The organism is Brevundimonas sp. GW821-FHT12E07 (assembly GCF_058807035.1).
This window is the reverse complement of the sequence record NZ_JBXAQH010000003.1, coordinates 599,978-615,961: the sequence shown is the minus strand read 5'-3', so window position 1 is coordinate 615,961 and position 15,984 is coordinate 599,978. Positions and strand designations below refer to the sequence as shown.

20 protein-coding genes are annotated in these 15,984 nt (G+C 69.5%); 9 read left to right on the top strand and 11 right to left on the bottom strand.

Annotated features, from left to right (window positions below; all coding sequences use genetic code 11):
- Positions 1–2: 2 nt before the first annotated feature.
- Together AC1ROD_RS14815 and AC1ROD_RS14810 are read right to left on the bottom strand one after the other, a co-directional pair.
- Entirely contained in the window at positions 3–728 is a 726-nt protein-coding gene (locus AC1ROD_RS14815) for an anti-sigma factor (RefSeq protein WP_492949028.1), read from the bottom strand.
- The gene (locus AC1ROD_RS14810) at positions 725–1,228 is read right to left on the bottom strand and encodes an RNA polymerase sigma factor (RefSeq protein WP_492949027.1); all 504 of its coding nucleotides are present in this window, start codon (positions 1,226–1,228) and stop codon (positions 725–727) included. Before AC1ROD_RS14810 ends, AC1ROD_RS14815 begins: the two co-directional genes overlap by 4 nt.
- Before the next feature lie 187 nt (positions 1,229–1,415).
- On the opposite strand from AC1ROD_RS14810, the gene AC1ROD_RS14805 reads away from it, so the two are divergent.
- Together AC1ROD_RS14805 and AC1ROD_RS14800 are read left to right on the top strand one after the other, a co-directional pair.
- Positions 1,416–2,666: a S8 family serine peptidase gene (locus AC1ROD_RS14805; RefSeq protein ID WP_492949026.1), complete on the top strand. Its 1,251-nt coding sequence runs from the start codon at positions 1,416–1,418 to the stop codon at positions 2,664–2,666.
- A gap of 104 nt (positions 2,667–2,770) precedes the next feature.
- On the top strand, positions 2,771–3,424 hold the full coding sequence (locus tag AC1ROD_RS14800) for a hypothetical protein (protein WP_492949025.1): 654 nt from the start codon (positions 2,771–2,773) through the stop codon (positions 3,422–3,424).
- Between the two features lie 51 nt (positions 3,425–3,475).
- Here the strand turns inward: AC1ROD_RS14800 and AC1ROD_RS14795 are convergent, their stop codons facing one another.
- The 3 genes from AC1ROD_RS14795 to queC are packed head-to-tail and all read right to left on the bottom strand — an operon-like array spanning position 3,476 to position 5,209.
- A complete protein-coding gene (locus AC1ROD_RS14795; RefSeq protein ID WP_207870851.1) occupies positions 3,476–3,841 on the bottom strand; it encodes a 6-pyruvoyl trahydropterin synthase family protein in 366 nt (121 codons plus the stop codon).
- 4 nt (positions 3,842–3,845) lie between these two features.
- Entirely contained in the window at positions 3,846–4,481 is a 636-nt protein-coding gene (gene queE / locus AC1ROD_RS14790; RefSeq protein ID WP_492949024.1) for a 7-carboxy-7-deazaguanine synthase, read from the bottom strand.
- Entirely contained in the window at positions 4,478–5,209 is a 732-nt protein-coding gene (gene queC / locus AC1ROD_RS14785; protein ID WP_492949023.1) for a 7-cyano-7-deazaguanine synthase QueC, read from the bottom strand. Before queC ends, queE begins: the two co-directional genes overlap by 4 nt.
- Positions 5,210–5,444: 235 nt before the next feature.
- Here queC and AC1ROD_RS14780 point away from each other — a divergent pair, with 235 nt between their 5' ends.
- Positions 5,445–7,067 carry a response regulator gene (locus AC1ROD_RS14780; protein WP_492949022.1) on the top strand — a complete coding sequence of 541 codons (1,623 nt, stop codon included), beginning with the start codon at positions 5,445–5,447 and terminating at the stop codon, positions 7,065–7,067.
- Here the strand turns inward: AC1ROD_RS14780 and AC1ROD_RS14775 are convergent.
- Positions 7,064–8,104 carry a ligase-associated DNA damage response exonuclease gene (locus AC1ROD_RS14775; RefSeq protein ID WP_492949021.1) on the bottom strand — a complete coding sequence of 347 codons (1,041 nt, stop codon included), beginning with the start codon at positions 8,102–8,104 and terminating at the stop codon, positions 7,064–7,066. The genes AC1ROD_RS14780 and AC1ROD_RS14775 overlap by 4 nt on opposite strands.
- 59 nt (positions 8,105–8,163) lie before the next feature.
- On the opposite strand from AC1ROD_RS14775, the gene AC1ROD_RS14770 reads away from it, so the two are divergent.
- From AC1ROD_RS14770 to AC1ROD_RS14745, 6 genes are all read left to right on the top strand, one after another.
- Positions 8,164–8,655: a PaaI family thioesterase gene (locus AC1ROD_RS14770; protein WP_492949020.1), complete on the top strand. Its 492-nt coding sequence runs from the start codon at positions 8,164–8,166 to the stop codon at positions 8,653–8,655.
- Entirely contained in the window at positions 8,652–9,050 is a 399-nt protein-coding gene (locus AC1ROD_RS14765; RefSeq protein ID WP_492949019.1) for a PaaI family thioesterase, read from the top strand. Before AC1ROD_RS14770 ends, AC1ROD_RS14765 begins: the two co-directional genes overlap by 4 nt.
- A gap of 65 nt (positions 9,051–9,115) precedes the next feature.
- On the top strand, positions 9,116–9,457 hold the full coding sequence (locus AC1ROD_RS14760; RefSeq protein ID WP_492949018.1) for a hypothetical protein: 342 nt from the start codon (positions 9,116–9,118) through the stop codon (positions 9,455–9,457).
- A gap of 92 nt (positions 9,458–9,549) precedes the next feature.
- A complete protein-coding gene (locus AC1ROD_RS14755; protein WP_492949017.1) occupies positions 9,550–9,912 on the top strand; it encodes a hypothetical protein in 363 nt (120 codons plus the stop codon).
- Between the two features lie 89 nt (positions 9,913–10,001).
- Entirely contained in the window at positions 10,002–10,430 is a 429-nt protein-coding gene (locus tag AC1ROD_RS14750) for a hypothetical protein (protein WP_492949016.1), read from the top strand.
- Between the two features lie 50 nt (positions 10,431–10,480).
- A complete protein-coding gene (locus AC1ROD_RS14745; RefSeq protein ID WP_492949015.1) occupies positions 10,481–11,125 on the top strand; it encodes a S24 family peptidase in 645 nt (214 codons plus the stop codon).
- A 100-nt stretch (positions 11,126–11,225) separates the two neighbouring features.
- Here AC1ROD_RS14745 and AC1ROD_RS14740 read toward each other — a convergent pair whose 3' ends face one another.
- The 5 genes from AC1ROD_RS14740 to AC1ROD_RS14720 all read right to left on the bottom strand — a co-directional run bounded on the left by AC1ROD_RS14740 (position 11,226) and on the right by AC1ROD_RS14720 (position 15,939).
- Complete coding sequence (locus AC1ROD_RS14740; protein WP_492949014.1) at positions 11,226–11,690, bottom strand: SH3 domain-containing protein; 465 nt, start codon at positions 11,688–11,690, stop codon at positions 11,226–11,228.
- Positions 11,691–11,769: 79 nt separating this feature from the next.
- Entirely contained in the window at positions 11,770–12,150 is a 381-nt protein-coding gene (locus tag AC1ROD_RS14735) for a hypothetical protein (protein WP_492949013.1), read from the bottom strand.
- Between the two features lie 73 nt (positions 12,151–12,223).
- On the bottom strand, positions 12,224–13,903 hold the full coding sequence (locus tag AC1ROD_RS14730; protein WP_492949012.1) for a lysine--tRNA ligase: 1,680 nt from the start codon (positions 13,901–13,903) through the stop codon (positions 12,224–12,226).
- A 68-nt stretch (positions 13,904–13,971) separates the two neighbouring features.
- Positions 13,972–15,414 (bottom strand): response regulator, encoded by a 1,443-nt coding sequence (locus AC1ROD_RS14725; protein ID WP_492949011.1) that lies wholly within the window; start codon positions 15,412–15,414, stop codon positions 13,972–13,974.
- 57 nt (positions 15,415–15,471) lie between these two features.
- On the bottom strand, positions 15,472–15,939 hold the full coding sequence (locus AC1ROD_RS14720; RefSeq protein ID WP_492949010.1) for a hypothetical protein: 468 nt from the start codon (positions 15,937–15,939) through the stop codon (positions 15,472–15,474).
- Positions 15,940–15,984: the final 45 nt, after the last annotated feature.

Here is a 15,984-nt window from a genome sequence, read left to right as displayed (position 1 = left end):
ACCTAATTCCAGCCCGCCGCTCGCGCTTTCACCTCCTCGGCGCCCGCGACCGTCTCACCGGCCAGGGTGGCGTCGACGGCGGCGAGGACGACGGCGGGGGTGTCCGACGACGCCGTGCGGACCTCGCTCGACGCCGCAGCGAACGGGGCCAGGGCCTGCATCGCCCAATGGCCGTCGCGGCGGCAGGCCAGGCCCGCCACCCCGGCCTCTCCGGCCCGGAAGGTGCGGCACCAGCGGCCCTCGGCGTCGCGGAAGGTCAGGCCGATGGCGCGACCTTCGCCGTCCGCGCCGTCCGCCGCCAGCCTCTGGTCCAGCACCCGGACCAGCCCGGCGTCGGCGATCACCCCGCCCGGCTGGACGGCGAACCCTTCAGGCGTCGCCCCCTGCCCCAGCCAGCCGATCGCCAGCCCGCCGACGAAACAGGCCGTGGCCAGCCCACCCCAGATCGGCGCCGCCTTCGGAGCAAACGCCGCCTTGAGCCGCTCGGCCCAACCCGGCGCGGTCTTCGCCTTCGCTCCACCTGCGATCAACCGCATCAGGTCGGCGTCGCGCGGATCGGGCGCGATCGGAAAGGCGTCACGCGCCGCCACCCGGTCGCCCCGGAAGGCCGCCAGCCGCGCCGCCAGAACCGGATCGCTCGTCGCCGCCGCATCGACCTCGGCGGCCCGCTCGGGCGACAGCTCGCCGTCGGCGCGGCGCATCAGGATCTCGTCATCGAAAGTCGTCATGCGCCCACTCCCTGTTCGGTCAGCGTCTGGATCAGGGTCTGGCGGCCGCGCACCAGACGGCTGGTCAGGGTCCCCTCGGGCACGTTCAGCACCCGCGCGGCCTCGGCATAGGAAAGCCCGTCGATGAGCACCAGCGCCACCGCCAGCCTCTGCTCCTCGGGCAAGGCCAGGATGGCGCCGCGCGCCGCGAGCGCATCGAGACGCAAGCTCTCACCGGCCATGGCCGCGTCGGGAACGGCGGCGGTGAAGTCATCCTCGGGGGAGACCACCTTGCCCCATCGGGTGCGGGCGCGGCCCTGATCGATGAAGATCCGTCTCATGATCGTGAAGGTCCAGCTGTCCAGCCGGGTGCCCTCGCGGAAGCCCGAACGCTTTGACAGCGCTCGTTCGATCGTCTCCTGCACAAGATCCTGGGCGTCGGCGTCCGAGCCCACGAGGGCGCGCGCGAAGCGTCGCAGTCGCGGCAGCAGCTCCACGAGCCCGGTCTGAAAGGCGTCCAAAGGCGTTCCTCGGTCATGAGGGATGGAACGACCGGCCTCCGGCGTTTCATCCCTCGACACGCTTATTCCGTCATTGCCGCCGCCGCGCCAATGGCTTTCACTCAACGGGCACGGAGCCAAGACCATTTCCCGCACGCTGAAAACCCTGACGATTCTGCTCGCCGCCGTCGCTGTAGCGGCCCCGGCGATGGCCCAGGTCGGCCTGCCCGGAGGCGGTGTGAGCGGCGGCCTCGGCCAGCTGCCTTCGACACTCAGGGACACGATAGGCGGCGCGACCGATCGCGTGGACGCCCTGACCGGCCGGCTTCAGGACGGCGCCGAAGACGCCCTGCGTGCGCCGTCACGCCTGACCGCCCTGATCCGCCGCTCGCGTGGCGCACTGGAAGCCGATCCGCAGGGCTGGCCCGTCGTCAGCGGCGAACTGGTCGCCGTCGGCATGAGCGCCGAGGCCCGCCGCGCCGCCCTCGCCGAAGGCTTTACCGTTGTGCGCGAGGAACGGCTGGAGGCGCTGGACCTGACCACCGTCGTCCTCGCCCCGCCGCGCGGCCGATCGCTGCGGCAGGCGCTGCAGCGGCTGCAACGGCTCGATCCGGAAGGCGACTACGCCTTCAACCATGTGCACCAGCCGGCCGGCGCGCTCGAACCCGCCGCCACGCCGCGCGCTATTGCGCCGCCGCCCGCGCAGGCCTCCAGCTCGGCCCGCCTCGGCCTGATCGACACCGGGATCGAGGCCACCCACCCGGCGCTGGTCGGATCGCGCGTGACCCAGCGCGGCTTCGCCGGCCCGCCGCGCATGGGCGGTCACGGCCTCGCCGTCGCCTCCCTGATGGTCGGGCGCACGGCGAACTTCACGGGCGCGGCGCCCGGGGCCTCCCTCTGGGTCGCCGACGTCTATGGCGGCAGCCCCACCGGCGGGTCTTCCACCGCCCTGGCCGAAGCCCTGTCATGGATGGTCGAAAGCCGGGTGCCGGTGGTCAACATCAGCCTCGTCGGCCCGCGCAATGCCCTCGTTCAGGCCGCCGTCCGACAGGCCGAGGCACGGGGGCTGACCCTCGTCGCCGCCGTCGGCAATGACGGCCCGGCCGCCCCGCCCCTCTATCCGGCCGCCTATGAGGGCGTCATCGGCGTCGCCCCCGTCGACCGCCGTGACCGCATCCTGCCCGAGGCCGGGCGCGGGCCTCAGGTCGACCTGTCGGCGCCGGGCTCCGATATGGCGGCGGCAGGCGTGGCCGGAAGCTGGGTCACGGTGCGCGGCGCCTCGTTCGCCTCCCCCCTCGTCGCCGGACTGCTGGCGGGCGAGAGCCTGTCCTCGCTCGAACGGTCGGCCCGCGATCTGGGCCAGCGCGGCGCCGATCCGGTCTATGGCCAGGGCCTCGTCGGCGAGACCCTGCGCACCGCCCCCGAGGCCGTCGGCGCCCGCCAGAGACTGTCGAACTAGGCCGCTTGGAAAAAAGTTTCGCCCGCCGGGATGAAAGCCGAATGCCCCGTCGTTGGACCCTGTGAGGACGGATCAACCGCCCGCGAAATCGCAAGGAGTTTCCAATGCGCAAGTCCATGATGCTCATCACCGCCGCCGCCTTCACCCTGACCCTGGCGGGCGGCGCACAGGCCCAGGTTCTGGGCGGAGGCGGCGGCCTCGGTGGCGGTCTGGGAGGCGCCATCGGTGGCGGCCAGATCGGCGGCAATCTGACCGGTTCGGGCATGCTGAACGGCACGGTCAACGGCTCGGGCGTCACCGGCGCCGTGAACCAGACCACCACTCGCGCCGAACGCGCCGCGGCCCGCGCTGAAGCCCGCGCCGCCCAGGCCCGCGCCCGGGCCGAACGCACCGCCGGCGCAGCCCGCGACCGCGCCACGTCCACCGCCGCCAGCGGCGTTTCGACCGCTCAGGGCGCCGCCGGCTCGGCCGTCTCGACCGCCCAGGGCCTCGGCTCCTCAGCGACGGGTTCGGCCTCCGGCGCCCTGAACGGCGCGACCAGCGCCGCCAATGGCTCGGGCGTCTCCGCCTCGGGCTCCGGTTCGGGCAATGGCTCGAGTTCGGTGACCACCCCGCGCGGCCGTCAGATCGACGCCGGCGGTTCGGGCTCGGCCAACGGCTCGGCGTCCGCCGACCGCAACGGCGCCTCGGTCAGCCTCGGCGCCAATGCGAACGCCAACGGCTCCAGCCAGCGCCCGCAGTCCACGACCCCGAACTAAGGGTCGCAGAAGCGAAGAAGGCCGCCGGTTCGCCCGGCGGCCTTTGTCTTGTCAGAGGGTGAGCGTACAGCGCTCATGGATGGTTGGCCGCGCCACGGTGATCCGCGACAGCCCCGGCCAGTCGGGCTTCAGCCGGTTGGCGAACCACAGGCACAGATGCTCCAGCGTCGGCAGCTCCAGCCCGGGCTTGTCGTTCAGCAGGCCGTGATCCAGCTCCTCCGCCGCCGCCTTCAGGGCGCGGTCCAGAGCCCCGAGGTCCGCGACCCAGCCGTGGCCGTCCAGCGTCGTCCCCTTCACGGTCGCCTCGACCTGGAACGAATGGCCGTGCATCCGGCGATAGATGCTGCCCTCGGGCTCGTTGGGGAAGTGATGCGCGGCGTCAAAGGTCGCCGCCTTGGTGATTTCAAACTCGGTCATCTGACTAACGCACGCCAATGTATTTGTGGGTCTGGACGCTGAGCCGCCACTGCGGGTGCGTCAGGCAGTATTCGATGGCCGCCTCGGTGTTGGCGGCCTGGTCCGGTCCGTCCATCGGCTGCAGCCAGAAGCGCTCGAAATCGAGCCCCTCGAATCGGTCCGGCTGGGCCAGGGCCTGCGGATAGACCAGCTTCAGCTCGGCGCCGGAGGTCTGGACCACCGCGGCGTCGGCCTTGGGGCTGACGCAGATCCAGTCGATGCCCTCGGGCGCGGCGACGGTGCCGTTGGTCTCGACCGCGATGTCGAACCCGCGCGCCTTGAGCGCCGCGATCAGGGCGGCGTCCAGCTGCAGCAGGGGCTCGCCGCCGGTGCAGACCACCAGACGCGGATCGCCCTCGCGACCCCGCCAGAACGACGCCACATGATCGGCCAGCGTCTCCGCATCCGCGAACTTGCCGCCGCCGTCGCCGTCCACCCCGACGAAGTCGGTGTCGCAGAACGAACAGACGGCCGAGGCCCGGTCACGCTCAAGCCCGTTCCACAGGTTGCAACCGGCGAAGCGCAGGAAGACGGCGGGCCGCCCCGCCTGTCCGCCCTCGCCCTGCACCGTCAGAAAGGCCTCCTTGACCGCATAGGTCATTGGGCGGCTTCCGTTTCGCCCGCCCATTCGGCGTAACCGGCGGCGCGCAGTTCGCAGGCCGGGCAGGTCCCGCAGCCGAAGCCCCAGACGTGGCGGTGCGACCGGTCGCCGAGGTAGCAGGTGTGGCTCTCCTCGACGATCAGCTCGACCAGCCTTTGCCCGCCCAGCCGCTGCGCCAAGGCCCAGGTCTGGGCCTTGGTCAGGGCCATCAGCGGGGTGTCGATCGGCACGGGCTTGTCCAGACCCAGCGTCAGGGCGCTGGACATGGCGTCGATGGTCGCGCGGCGGCAGTCGGGATAGCCCGAGAAGTCGGTCTCGCACATGCCGCCGACCAGAACCTCCAGCCCCCGCCGGTCGGCCAGAGCCGCCGCGCAGGTCAGGAAGACCAGGTTGCGGCCCGGCACGAAGGTGGTCGGCAGGCCACGGGCGTCGACCTCGATGGCGCGATCCGTCGTCATCGCCGTTTCGCCGATCGCGCCGAAGCCGGTCAGGTCGACGATATGGTCCGGGCCCAGCCGATCGGCCAGCTCGGGCAGGACCTTCGCCATGCCGTCGCGGACGCGCTGACGCGCCTGCATCTCGACCGCATGCCGCTGGCCGTAGTCGAAACCGACGGTCTCGACGCGTTCGTACCGCTCCAGCGCCCAGGCCAGGCAGGTGGCGCTGTCCTGCCCTCCGGAGAAGAGGACGAGGGCGGATGAAGAGGGGGAATTCTGGAAATCGCTCATGACAAGTCTGCGGTCGGCCATTTGGCCGCGCGCATTCGGGGTCGCCTTCGGGATGAAACTTCGGCGGCCTCCATACACCAAGCCCGCCCCCGGCGCAAAAAGCCGCAGGCCCGCCCCGCCTGGGCTTTTGAACGAACAGGCAATTTTCTCAATCTGAGAAAATCCCCCGCCGCTTAACCCTTCTGAAAATGGTTCTCGGCCATTGTCCACAGCGTAGAACGGAGTCCCGGCCAGTATGCCGACTATCGAAGTCCTCACGGAACGAGCCGAACCCATCGCGCCCGATGTGCTGGCGAGCGAGGTTTTCGCGCGCTTCCACCGTGAGCCGGACACCCTCGTCATTCCCGTTGTTGACGACGGCCGCCCGGTCGGCCTGGTCGAACGCAACGCCTTCCTGATCAAGATCGCCGGCCCGTTCGGCCACGCCCTCTACTCCGGCCGCGCCGTGACCTATGTCATGGACTCCGAGCCGGCCGTGGTCGAGGCCGGCGTCGCCATCGACGCCTTCTGCGACATCATGCTGAAGGGCGGCCCCGGCGCCCTGATGCGCGGCTTCATCGTCACCCGCGACGGCCGCTATCGCGGGGTCGGCACCGCCGTCTCCCTGCTTCAGGCCATCAACGACCAGCAGCGCCGCCAGAACGCCGAACTGGCGGACCAGCAACGCGCCCTGACCGACTCCAAGGCCCAGGCCCTGGCCTCGGCCCGCGCCAAGAGCCAGTTCCTGGCCATCATGAGCCACGAGCTGCGCACCCCGATGAACGGCGTCCTCGCCGTCGCCGAACTGCTGCGCCGCCAGCCGCTCAACGAACAGGCCCAGTCGCACGTCCAGACCATCGTCGACTCGTCAGAGACCCTGATCCGCATCCTGCAGGACGCGCTGGATCTGTCGCGCGCCGAGGCCGGGGAGCTGGAGCTTTCGCCCGTCGCCACCCCGCTGCGCGCCCTGATGGACGACGTCGAACAGCTGTGGGCGCCGCGCGCCTCGCAGGACGGCGTGACCCTGATGGTCGGCTATGAGGGCGACACCGAACTGGCTGCAGAGATCGATCCGATGCGGATCAAGCAGGTGTTCAACAACCTGATCGGCAACGCCCTGAAATTCGCCCGCAACGGCATGGTCGAGGCCAGGCTCAAGGCGTGGGTCGACGGCTCGAACATCCGCATGGAGGCCCGCGTCCGCGACGACGGCCCCGGGATCGACGCCGAGCGTGTGGACGCCATCTTCGAACCCTTCGTTCACGGCTCCGGCCCCGACGGCGCGGGTCTGGGCCTGTCGATCTGCCGCCAGGTCGTCGAGCGCATGGACGGCCGCATCTGGGCCGAGAACAACGCCGGCCGCGGCGCCACCTTCGCCTTCGACTTCGCCGCCCCGCGCACCGTGGCCCAGGTCGACGCCCAGTCGAACGTCCAGGCTCTGGCCGAGCTCGAGCTTCAGGCCAATCCGCACATCCTGATCGTCGACGACAACGCCACCAACCGCGTCGTGGCCCAGGCCTTGTGCGAGATGTTCGGCTGCAGCTCCGAGACCGCCGAGGACGGCGTCGAAGCGCTGGAAGCCGTTCAGGCCCGCCCGTTCGACCTGATCCTGATGGACATCAAGATGCCGCGCATGGACGGCGTCCAGGCGACCCAGGCCATTCGCGCCTTGACCGGTCCCGAAAGCCAGATCCCGATCGTGGCCCTGACCGCCAACGCGGACCCGGACGACGCCAAGGCCTATCTGGCCATCGGCATGGCCGCCGTCGTCGAGAAGCCGATCAAGCCCGAGCGCCTGCGCATGGCCATGAACGCGGCCCTCAGCGGCGAGACCCTGGCTCCGGCCGAGGCCCGCCCAAGCCGCGTCCGCGCCGCCTAGCTGACGCCTTCAGGCTCCGGCGCCGGGGCCTCCTCGTCCTCGTCGTCATAACCGACCAGTCGGAGCGCCCGCGCTGTCTGGCCGTTCAGCTCGCACCAGCCCAGCAGCCCCTCCTCGCGGCCGTGGGTGATCCAGATCTCCTCCGGCTTCAGCTCGGCGAAGGTCGTGGTCAGTTCGGTCCAGTCGGCGTGGTCCGAGATGACCAGCGGCAGTTCCACGCCCCTCTGCCGCGCCCGCGCCTTCACCCCCATCCAGCCTGAGGCGAAGGCCGTCACCGGATCGGCGAAGCGACGGGCCCAGCGATCCTGAATGGCCGACGGCGGAGCGATGGCCACCTCGCCGCCCAGCGAATCCTTCGGCAGGCCCGTCGCGGGAAGGATCGGTCCCAGATCCACGCCCTCGCGCTGATAAAGAGCGTTCAACCGCTCCAGCGCGCCATGCACATAGATCGGCCGCTCCCAGCCCGCCTCGCGCAGCAGACGGATCACCCGCTGGGCCTTGCCCAGCGCATAGGCGCCGACCAGATGGGCGCGCTCGGGGAACTGGCCCAGCGACTGGACCAGACGGCCGACTTCCTCTGAGTCCGGGGGATGGGCGAAGACCGGCAGGCCGAAGGTCGCCTCCGAAATGAAGACGTGGCAGGGCACAGGCTCGAAGCCGGCGCAGGTCGGATCACGCCGGCGCTTGTAGTCGCCCGAGGCGACCATGGTCAGGCCCTTCCAGCCGATGACCGCCTGGGCCGAACCGAGGACGTGACCGGCGGGGACGAGCTTGACCTCGACGCCGTTGACCGAGGTCGTCTCCCCATACGGGACCGGTTGCCGGTGGACGGCGAAATCCTCGCCATAGCGTTCGGCCATGATGGCCAGGGTCTGGGGCGTGGCCAGGACCGCGCCGTGGCCCGCGCGGGCGTGGTCGGAATGGCCGTGAGTGATCACCGCCCGCTCCACCGGGCGGACGGGATCGATGTAGAAGTCGCCGGGCGGGCAATACAGCCCAGCGGGCGTCGGCTTCAGCAGGTCCTCGAAACGGATCATGGGACTAAGGTCGGCATCCGGGGCTTGCGCGCAAGGCCGCGCCCGATAAGGACGGTTGGATGAGCGATACGTTCCTGACAGAGATTCTGCCCCAGCTGGCCGGCGGCGCCGCCCACACCCAGGCCCTGGGCTTCAAGCTGGAAAGCGTCGAGGGCCAGATCGTCAGGCTGCGGACGCCGTGGCGCGAGGATCTGGTCGGCGATCCCGATACGGGCGTACTGGCAGGCGGCCTCGTCACCACCATGCTGGACCATGTCGGCGGGCTGGCGACCTGGGTGGCGCTGGGCGGGTTCCAGAACATCGCGACCCTGGATCTGCGCGTCGACTATATGCGGGCGGCGCGGCCGAAGACCGACCTGATCGCCGAGGCCCACTGCTTCAAGGTGACCCGCAACATCGCCTTCGTTCGCGCCTGGGCCTTCGAGGCCGACGCAGAGGACGGTCCCGGCGATCCGGTCGCCGCCGCCCAGTCGGCCTATGTCATCACCGAGAACGCCTCACATCGGACCGGCGCCAATCTGAAGCCGCGCGCCGAAGGAGCGGCCCGATGAGCGATCTGCTGCAGCGCCTGCCCTACGCCCGCTTCCTCGGCCTCGAAGGACGGCTGGACGACGAGATCCTGACCGTGGTCATGCCCTTCGCCGACAGGCTGATCGGCAATCCCCTGCTGCCCGCCCTGCACGGCGGCTCGACCGCGGCCCTGCTGGAGATGACGGCCATCGCCCAGGTCGCCCTGGCCTATCCGCGCCTGCGCCTGCCGCGGCCGATCAACGTCACCGTCTCCTATCTGCGCTCGGGCCGGCCGGTGGACGTGCTAGCACGGGCGCATATCTCGCGCGCCGGTCGCCGGGTCGCCCACGTCCTGGCCGAGGCCTGGCAGGAGGACGCTGCCCAGCCGATCGCCACCCTGGTCGCCAACTTCCTTCTGGACGACAGCAACGAATAGTTGCGGTTGCGCGCCCACCCATGATTGTCCCGCACGGTGACGCTGGGTCACCGGGGGGAACAGCCATGGCTTCGAAGACTGACGACGGTGACACCGCGGCTCGCGTTTCCGCCGGCCTGAGGGTCACGGCAAGCCTTCACGCCGCCGAGGCCGCCGTCGACGCCGCCCTGGTCGAAGCCCAGGCGCTGAGCGCGCTCGCGCCCGCCGCCGGCGACCGCCCTGCCCCTGTGCGGGCGGTCAGCCAGGCGCGCGTCCATCTGGCCCGCGCCCACAAGACGCTCGCCGATGTCGCCCGCCGCATCGGCTTGGACGAGACCACCGTCGGCCCTCTGGACAAGCCCGAAGATACGCCTCCGATCGGCGGCGGTCCGAGGCGCCGAAAGCCCGCCCCGGGCCACCCGGCCTAACGGCAACGCTCACGCAAAGGGTAAACAAATCCCTACCGGACTCTCCTCAAACGTGTTAAGGATATCTTTACCTGTTGTTTAGGAGGGGTACCATGGATCGTTCTGAAGTTGTCGCCAGCGTTGCCGGCGAACTGCATGCCACTGAAAACGCTATCGATACCGCGATCACCCAGGCCACGACCCTGGTTCAGTCGATGATCGGCGCCCGCGCCGCCCTCTCGCTTTCGCCGGTGACGGCCGCCGGTTCGCAAGCCAAGGCGATGGAAACGATTGCCGCCCTGAGCACCGCGCGCGAGGCCATCGTCGCCTGCCACGCCGAAATGCAGAAAGATCACCGCAAGCTCGGCTGGGGCATCTACGCCGTCGGCCCGCTGAACAAGCCGAACGATTGGGAAACCCCGATCGGCGGCGGCGAAAAGCCCACGGGCGTCACCACCCGTCTGCGCGCCGTCTGAATTCGGTGTAATGTAGGCTTCCGGTCATTTCGGATTAGCCAGACTCGTTACATTATCGCCCTCGTGCCATCCGGCACGGGGGCGTTTTGATGTTTGATACCCTGTGGTCACAGATCGGCGCGATCTTTGTGGTCGCGATCTGCCTGTTCGCATTCTGGAAGGGCGACGAGCCTGAGCGTCTCGCCGCGGGCGCCTATGTGCTCGGCTGGTTCGCCTCGCTGCTCGCCCAGGGCGACGGCAAGGTGTTTCAGGTGCAGTGGGGCGTCTTCGCCATCGACGTCGTCATGCTGGTGGTTCTCGCCGCTCTCGTGTGGAAAGCCCGCCGCGTCTGGCCCGTCTGGGCGGCCGCGTGCCAGCTTCTGGTGGTCACCAGCCACGTTCTCTCGATCTTCGACGTGCGCCCCTCGGTTTCGGCCTTCCTGACCGTCGTCAACCTGGCCGGCTACGGCGTGCTGGTCGCCCTGGCCGTCGGCACCTTCTGGGCCTGGCAGGAGCGCCGCGCCGCCGGACTGGAATAGGCTTTTATTCCTGTGTACTCTGGCGACTCACATCGCCGGATGCCTGCGCAATGCCCCTGTCCCACGCCAAGCTCTGGAAGGCCGTCGACAACCTGGCGCGGCGCGAAGGCCTGTCCCCCTCGGGGTTGGCCCGACGCGCCGGTCTGGATGCGACCAGCTTCAACCGCTCAAAACGGTTTGGCCCCTCGTCGGGATCGGGCGATCCGCCCCGCCCCCGATGGCCCTCGACGGAAAGCCTGACCCGGATTCTCGAAGCGACACGGCTTTCGCTGGGGGAGTTCGCGGCCCTCGCCGAGGACGACGCACCGCCGGCGACCATCCCCCTGCTGGGCCTGGCCCAGGCCGGCGCAGACGGCTTCTTCGATGATGCCGGTCTGCCAACTGGCGAGGGCTGGGACCAGACCGAACTGCCGCGGCTGAGCGAAGGTCTGTTCAGCCTCAGGATCAGCGGCGATTCCATGACGCCTCTCTACCGCGAGGGCGACCGCGTCATTGTCGATCAGACCGCAACGGACGTGCGCAAGGGCGACCGGGTCGTGGTCCGCACCCTGGGGGGAGAGACGGTGGCCAAGGAGATCACGGCCCTGACGGCGCGCACCGTCACCCTGGGCTCGATCAACCCCGCCTATCCGCCCCGCGTCCTGCCCCGCCGGGAAGTGGTGTGGATGGCGCGGATCCTCTGGGTCAGCCAGTAGCCGCGCTCAGGCAGCGAACCGCCGCGCGGTGAGCGATAGCGCCCAAAAAGAAAGAGCCGCCCCTTGCGGAGCGGCCCCTTCCTCAACCCGAGGGCTGAACTCAGTTGGTCGTGACGTAGTGGGCGTTGACCCAGCCGCCGCCGGCGATCTGGACCCACTCGCCGGACGAGCCGATGGCGCTGAAGCGCTGACCGGCGGCCAGGGTGCCGCGCGTGCCGTAGTTGGTGCCCGGACCCGAGCGGATGCGCAGGTTGGAGGTGGCGCGATACTGGCCCTGGGCCGAGGCGGCGCGGGCGCGCTGCTGGTTACAGCCGATGTAGGACCCGGCCGCGGCGCCAGCGCCGGCGCCGACGATGGTGCCGGCCGTGCGCTCGTTACGGGCAAGGTTGGACCCCACCACGCCGCCGAGCACGCCACCGATCAGGGCGCCGGCCGTCTGACGGCCGCCGGGGGCGTCGCAGCTGGTGATGCCGTTCGACTGGGCGGACGCCGCCATCGGGGCGGCGGTGACGAGCGAGGCCAGGGCGGCGGCGGTCGCGAGGGTGATCTTGAAGGACTTCGACATGGCTCTCTCCATTTCATCGAGGTTGGTCGATGGGTGTGAGAATGCGCCAGCTCGCCTGAAGGCTCCCCGAGCGTCGCCGTTATTTTCGGTTCATCTTCAGAAGCCGCCGCGAAAGGATCAGCTCGCGGGCCAGGGCGATGTCGCGGACGACCAGATGTTTGCGTCCGGGAAACTGGACATCCATCACCTTCGCCCAGAGATGCAGATAGGCGTCGTCCGTAACGAAGACTGTGGTCGCGCGGACGCCTTTCTGGGTGGCGTACTTTCGGGCCGCGCGCGCGACCTGCTCGACGGACGCATCCTGGGCCACCACCGGGACATGGATGATACAGTCCCAGGTCCAGAGATCGGGCTCGGCATCGCCCAGGGCGAGCAGGCTCTCCGTCGTCGCCTCCCCGGAATCCGACGGGCCGATTTTCACCGTGACGATCCGGTCGTCGCGGTCGATGAGATAGTCCAATGCCTGCCTCCCTGAGGAGGCGCCCGACTACACCGCAACGCCGAAATGTCACGTATCTATTTGTAGATAAACGCTAAACGGCGAGTTTTCCAGCCGCGCCTTCTTCGATCAGTTGAATCGTCTGCGGCAGGCCGTAGATGGCGGCGAACGATCCGAAGCGCGGCCCCTGCGAGGCGCCGAGCAGGACCTCATACAGGGCGGCGAACCAGGCGCGCAGGGGCTCGAAGGCGTGATCCTTGCCCACCGCATAGACCTCGTTCTGGATCAGCTCGCCGTCGGTGGTGTCGGCCGGGAGGGCCTTGAGGCGTTCGGCGAGGTCGAGCAGGGCCGCCTTCTCCTTCTGGTCCGGCAGGCGGTACGACTTCGAGGGCTTCACGAAGTCGACGTAGTAGTTAAGCGCCCGGTCCATCAGCTGGTCCAGCACCGGCTCGTTCTCGGGCGTCGCCTCGGGCAGGTATTTGGCGAAATAGGCCCAGAGCTGCGCCTTGGACGAGGCGTTGGCCACGCCCACGAGGTTGAGCAGAAGCGCGAACGAGACCGGCGAGACGGCCGACGGCGGCGATCCGGCGTGGATCGACCAGACGGCGTTGTCGATCTGCTTGGCCGGCTCCTGGGTCTTGTAGTTCTCGATGAAGGCCAGATAGTCGTCGATGGCGCGCGGAATGACGTTGAAGTGCAGGCTCTTGGCCGACTTCGGCGACTGGAACATGTACCAGCTCAAGGACTCCGGCGTGCCGTAGCGCAGCCACTCGTCCATCGTCAGGCCGTTGCCCTTGGACTTGGAGATCTTCTTGCCCTCGATGTCGAGGAAGAGCTCGTAGTTGAAGCCTTCCGGCGGCACGCCGCCCAGGGCGCGGCAGACCTTGGAGCTCTCGCGCACGCTCTCGATCAGGTCCTTGCCCGACATCTCGTAGTCGACGTCCAGCGCGGTCCAGCGCATGGCCCAGTCAGGCTTCCACTGCAGCTTCACATGGCCGCCGGTGACCGGGACCTCGGTGCGGTTGCCGGGCTCGCCCGCCGGATCCTCGAAGGTGATCGTGCCCTTCTCGACGTCGCGCGCCAGGGTCGGGACCTGCAGCACATGGCCGGTGATCGGGCTGACCGGCAGGAAGGGCGAATAGGTGGCGCGGCGCTCTTCGCCCAGGGTCGGCAGCATGATCGCCATGACGGCGTCATAGCGCTCGAGCATCGTCAGCAGCGTCGCGTCGAACCGGCCGGACTTGTAGGTCTCGGTCGAGGACATGAACTCATAGTCGAAGCCGAAGCCGTCGAGGAAGGCGCGCAGGCGGGCGTTGTTGTGAGCGCCGAAGCTGTCGTGGGTGCCGAACGGGTCGCGCACCCGGGTCAGCGACAGGTGCAGGTCCTCGCGCAGCATCTCGGGGTTGGGCACGCCTTCGGGCACCTTGCGCAGGCCGTCCATGTCATCGGAGAAGGCGATCAGCCGCGTCGGCCAATGGTCGCCGGTCAGGGCGCGAAAGGCGTTCCTGACCATGGTGGTGCGGGCCACCTCGCCGAAGGTGCCCATGTGCGGCAGGCCGGAGGGGCCGTAGCCCGTCTCCAGGATCACCGGCCGTTGCAGGGCCTCGAAGGTCGCCAGGGCCTCATCCGCCTTGCCGGCGTCGATCAGCAGCCTGGCCGCATCCCGCTCGGCGTCCGACAGCCGCTTCTTGAGCACATGGGCCAGAAGATTGCGGGCTTGTTCGAACGGCCAGGACTTGGCCTCACGGGCGAGGGTTTCGAGGTTCTGAAGCATGGCGCGCGGTTTGGCGCGTCAGGGGCGCGGGGTCAACGGCTGCGTGCGGCCCGTCTCGGTTCGCCGGCTCAGGCGACCGCGGCCAGGTTCTGCGCCCGCCAGTCCTCGCGCCAGGAGGTGGTGGCCCATTCGAACAGCCTGGTCAGCAACTCGGGGGCCTTCACCGGCTTGGCGACGCAGTCGTTCATCCCGACATCCGCATAGGCGGCCAGTTGCTCGTCCAGCGTATTGGCAGTCACGGCGATGATCGGCACGGCCGAGGCTTCGGAGTCCAGCAGGCGGATGCGTCTGGAGGCCTCGACCCCGTCCATCACCGGCATCTGGATGTCCATCAGGATCACGTCCCAGTCGCCGCGAGCGGCCGCAGCCAACCCTTGCGCGCCGTCATCGGCCGTCTCGCAGACGATGCCCTGCATGGCCAGAAGGGCCGAGATCAGGGCCCGGTTGCTGTCGTTGTCGTCGACATAGAGGACGCGCATAGCCCGCCCCTCGTCTTCATCGGCGGCAAGACTGTTGTCGTCCGGAAGGCCCGGCTCGTGTTCGGCCGTCGGCTCAATGCCGCCGGTCCAGTCTTCCAGCTGGGACAGGCCGATCATCTGCTCGACGACAGTGGACAGGCGCTCGCCTGCGGCGTGGATGCGGCCGACGTGATCCTGCTGGACAGGGGCCAGCCCGGCCTCGGACAGCAGGGCCGAGAAGCCGAGCACCGCGTTCAACGGGGTGCGCAGCTCATGCGACATCTCGGTCAGGAAGCGCTGCCGGGCCTCGGCCATGGCGGCCTTCTGTTCGGCGGCAGCGCGGGCGGCCTCGGCCTCGACCCGGTCGGTCACGTCGCGCTCATTGAGCAGGACGCTGATCGCGCCGGTGACGGGGTCCTGGAGCGGGCGGCAATCGATGTGGTGCCAGCGCGGACCGGCCCCCGTGGTCATCTGGAACAGGGCGCCGGTGGCCTGGCCTTCCATGGCGCGGGCCAGAACCTCCTCGCCGTCTTCCGGCTTCGCGAACCGGGCGACGAAGCCCGAGTCCAGACCATAGGCGGCGAAGGCGGCGGGGTTGGCGAACAATGACTTCCCCTCGCCGTCGAACAGGCCGACCGGGCCGGAGGAGTGGCGCAGGGCCTCGACCGCGCGGCGTTCCTCGGCCTCGACCTCGACGGCGGCGGCCTCGAACAGCAGGACCTCGCGGCCATCGGCGAGGGCGACGGTCGAGATCACCGCCTGCACCGTCACCGGGCTGCCGTTGGGATAGAAGGTCCAGTGCTCCTCGACCTCCCGTCCCTCGGTGGTCGCCGCCCGGAGCCGGTCGGTTCGCGCCCGGACGGCCGGGGACAGTTTGGAGAAGTCCCGAGCCAGAAGCTCATCCAGATCGACCGCGCCCCACAAGGCCAGGGCGGCGACGTTCGCGTAGACGCCCCGGCAGCTGACCGGGTCGAACAGCCACACCGGTCGTCTCAAGCGGTCCCAGGCGTCGAGACGCCCGCCGTCAGCGAGATTTGGAAGGTCGAAACTCATCCGGCCATCCTGCCCTGAACGGCTGAAGCAACACTTAAACCCGGGGACGATCCGGGGTCAGCGCCGCCGCGCGGTCAAGCCCACCACGGCGGCGCCGGCGGCGACGATGAGGGCGTCCTCGATCAGGCCGCTCTTCGTCTGGCCGATGCGGGCCATGGCCCTCTTGCGACCGGCGAGGCCGAGGTAGGCCAGCGGAATGGCGGTCCCGACAGCCAGCGCGGCGCCGGTCTTCTCGCGGCCTTTGGGGGCAAGGGCGGCGCCGGCGATGCCCGCGCTCATCACCCGGGCCAGCAAGCCGAGGAAGACGGTGCGGTCGGGCGCGGTCTTCATCTTGTCGCCGAACAGCTCGCCCACGCCCATGGCCAGCGCCCCGAACCTGAACAACGGATGGTCCAGAAGGATGAGCTTGCCGGGTGTGCGCTCACCCGCGAGGCGGGCGGTGGCGAGGGCGGCCATCGGGGTCATGGAGCGGGCGCTGGCGACGGCGCCGATGAGGACGGAGGGCAGAAGGGGGGAGGTTTTCATCTGGCTCGAACGCCCCGGCCTGATCAAGGTTCAGTGCCGATTCGA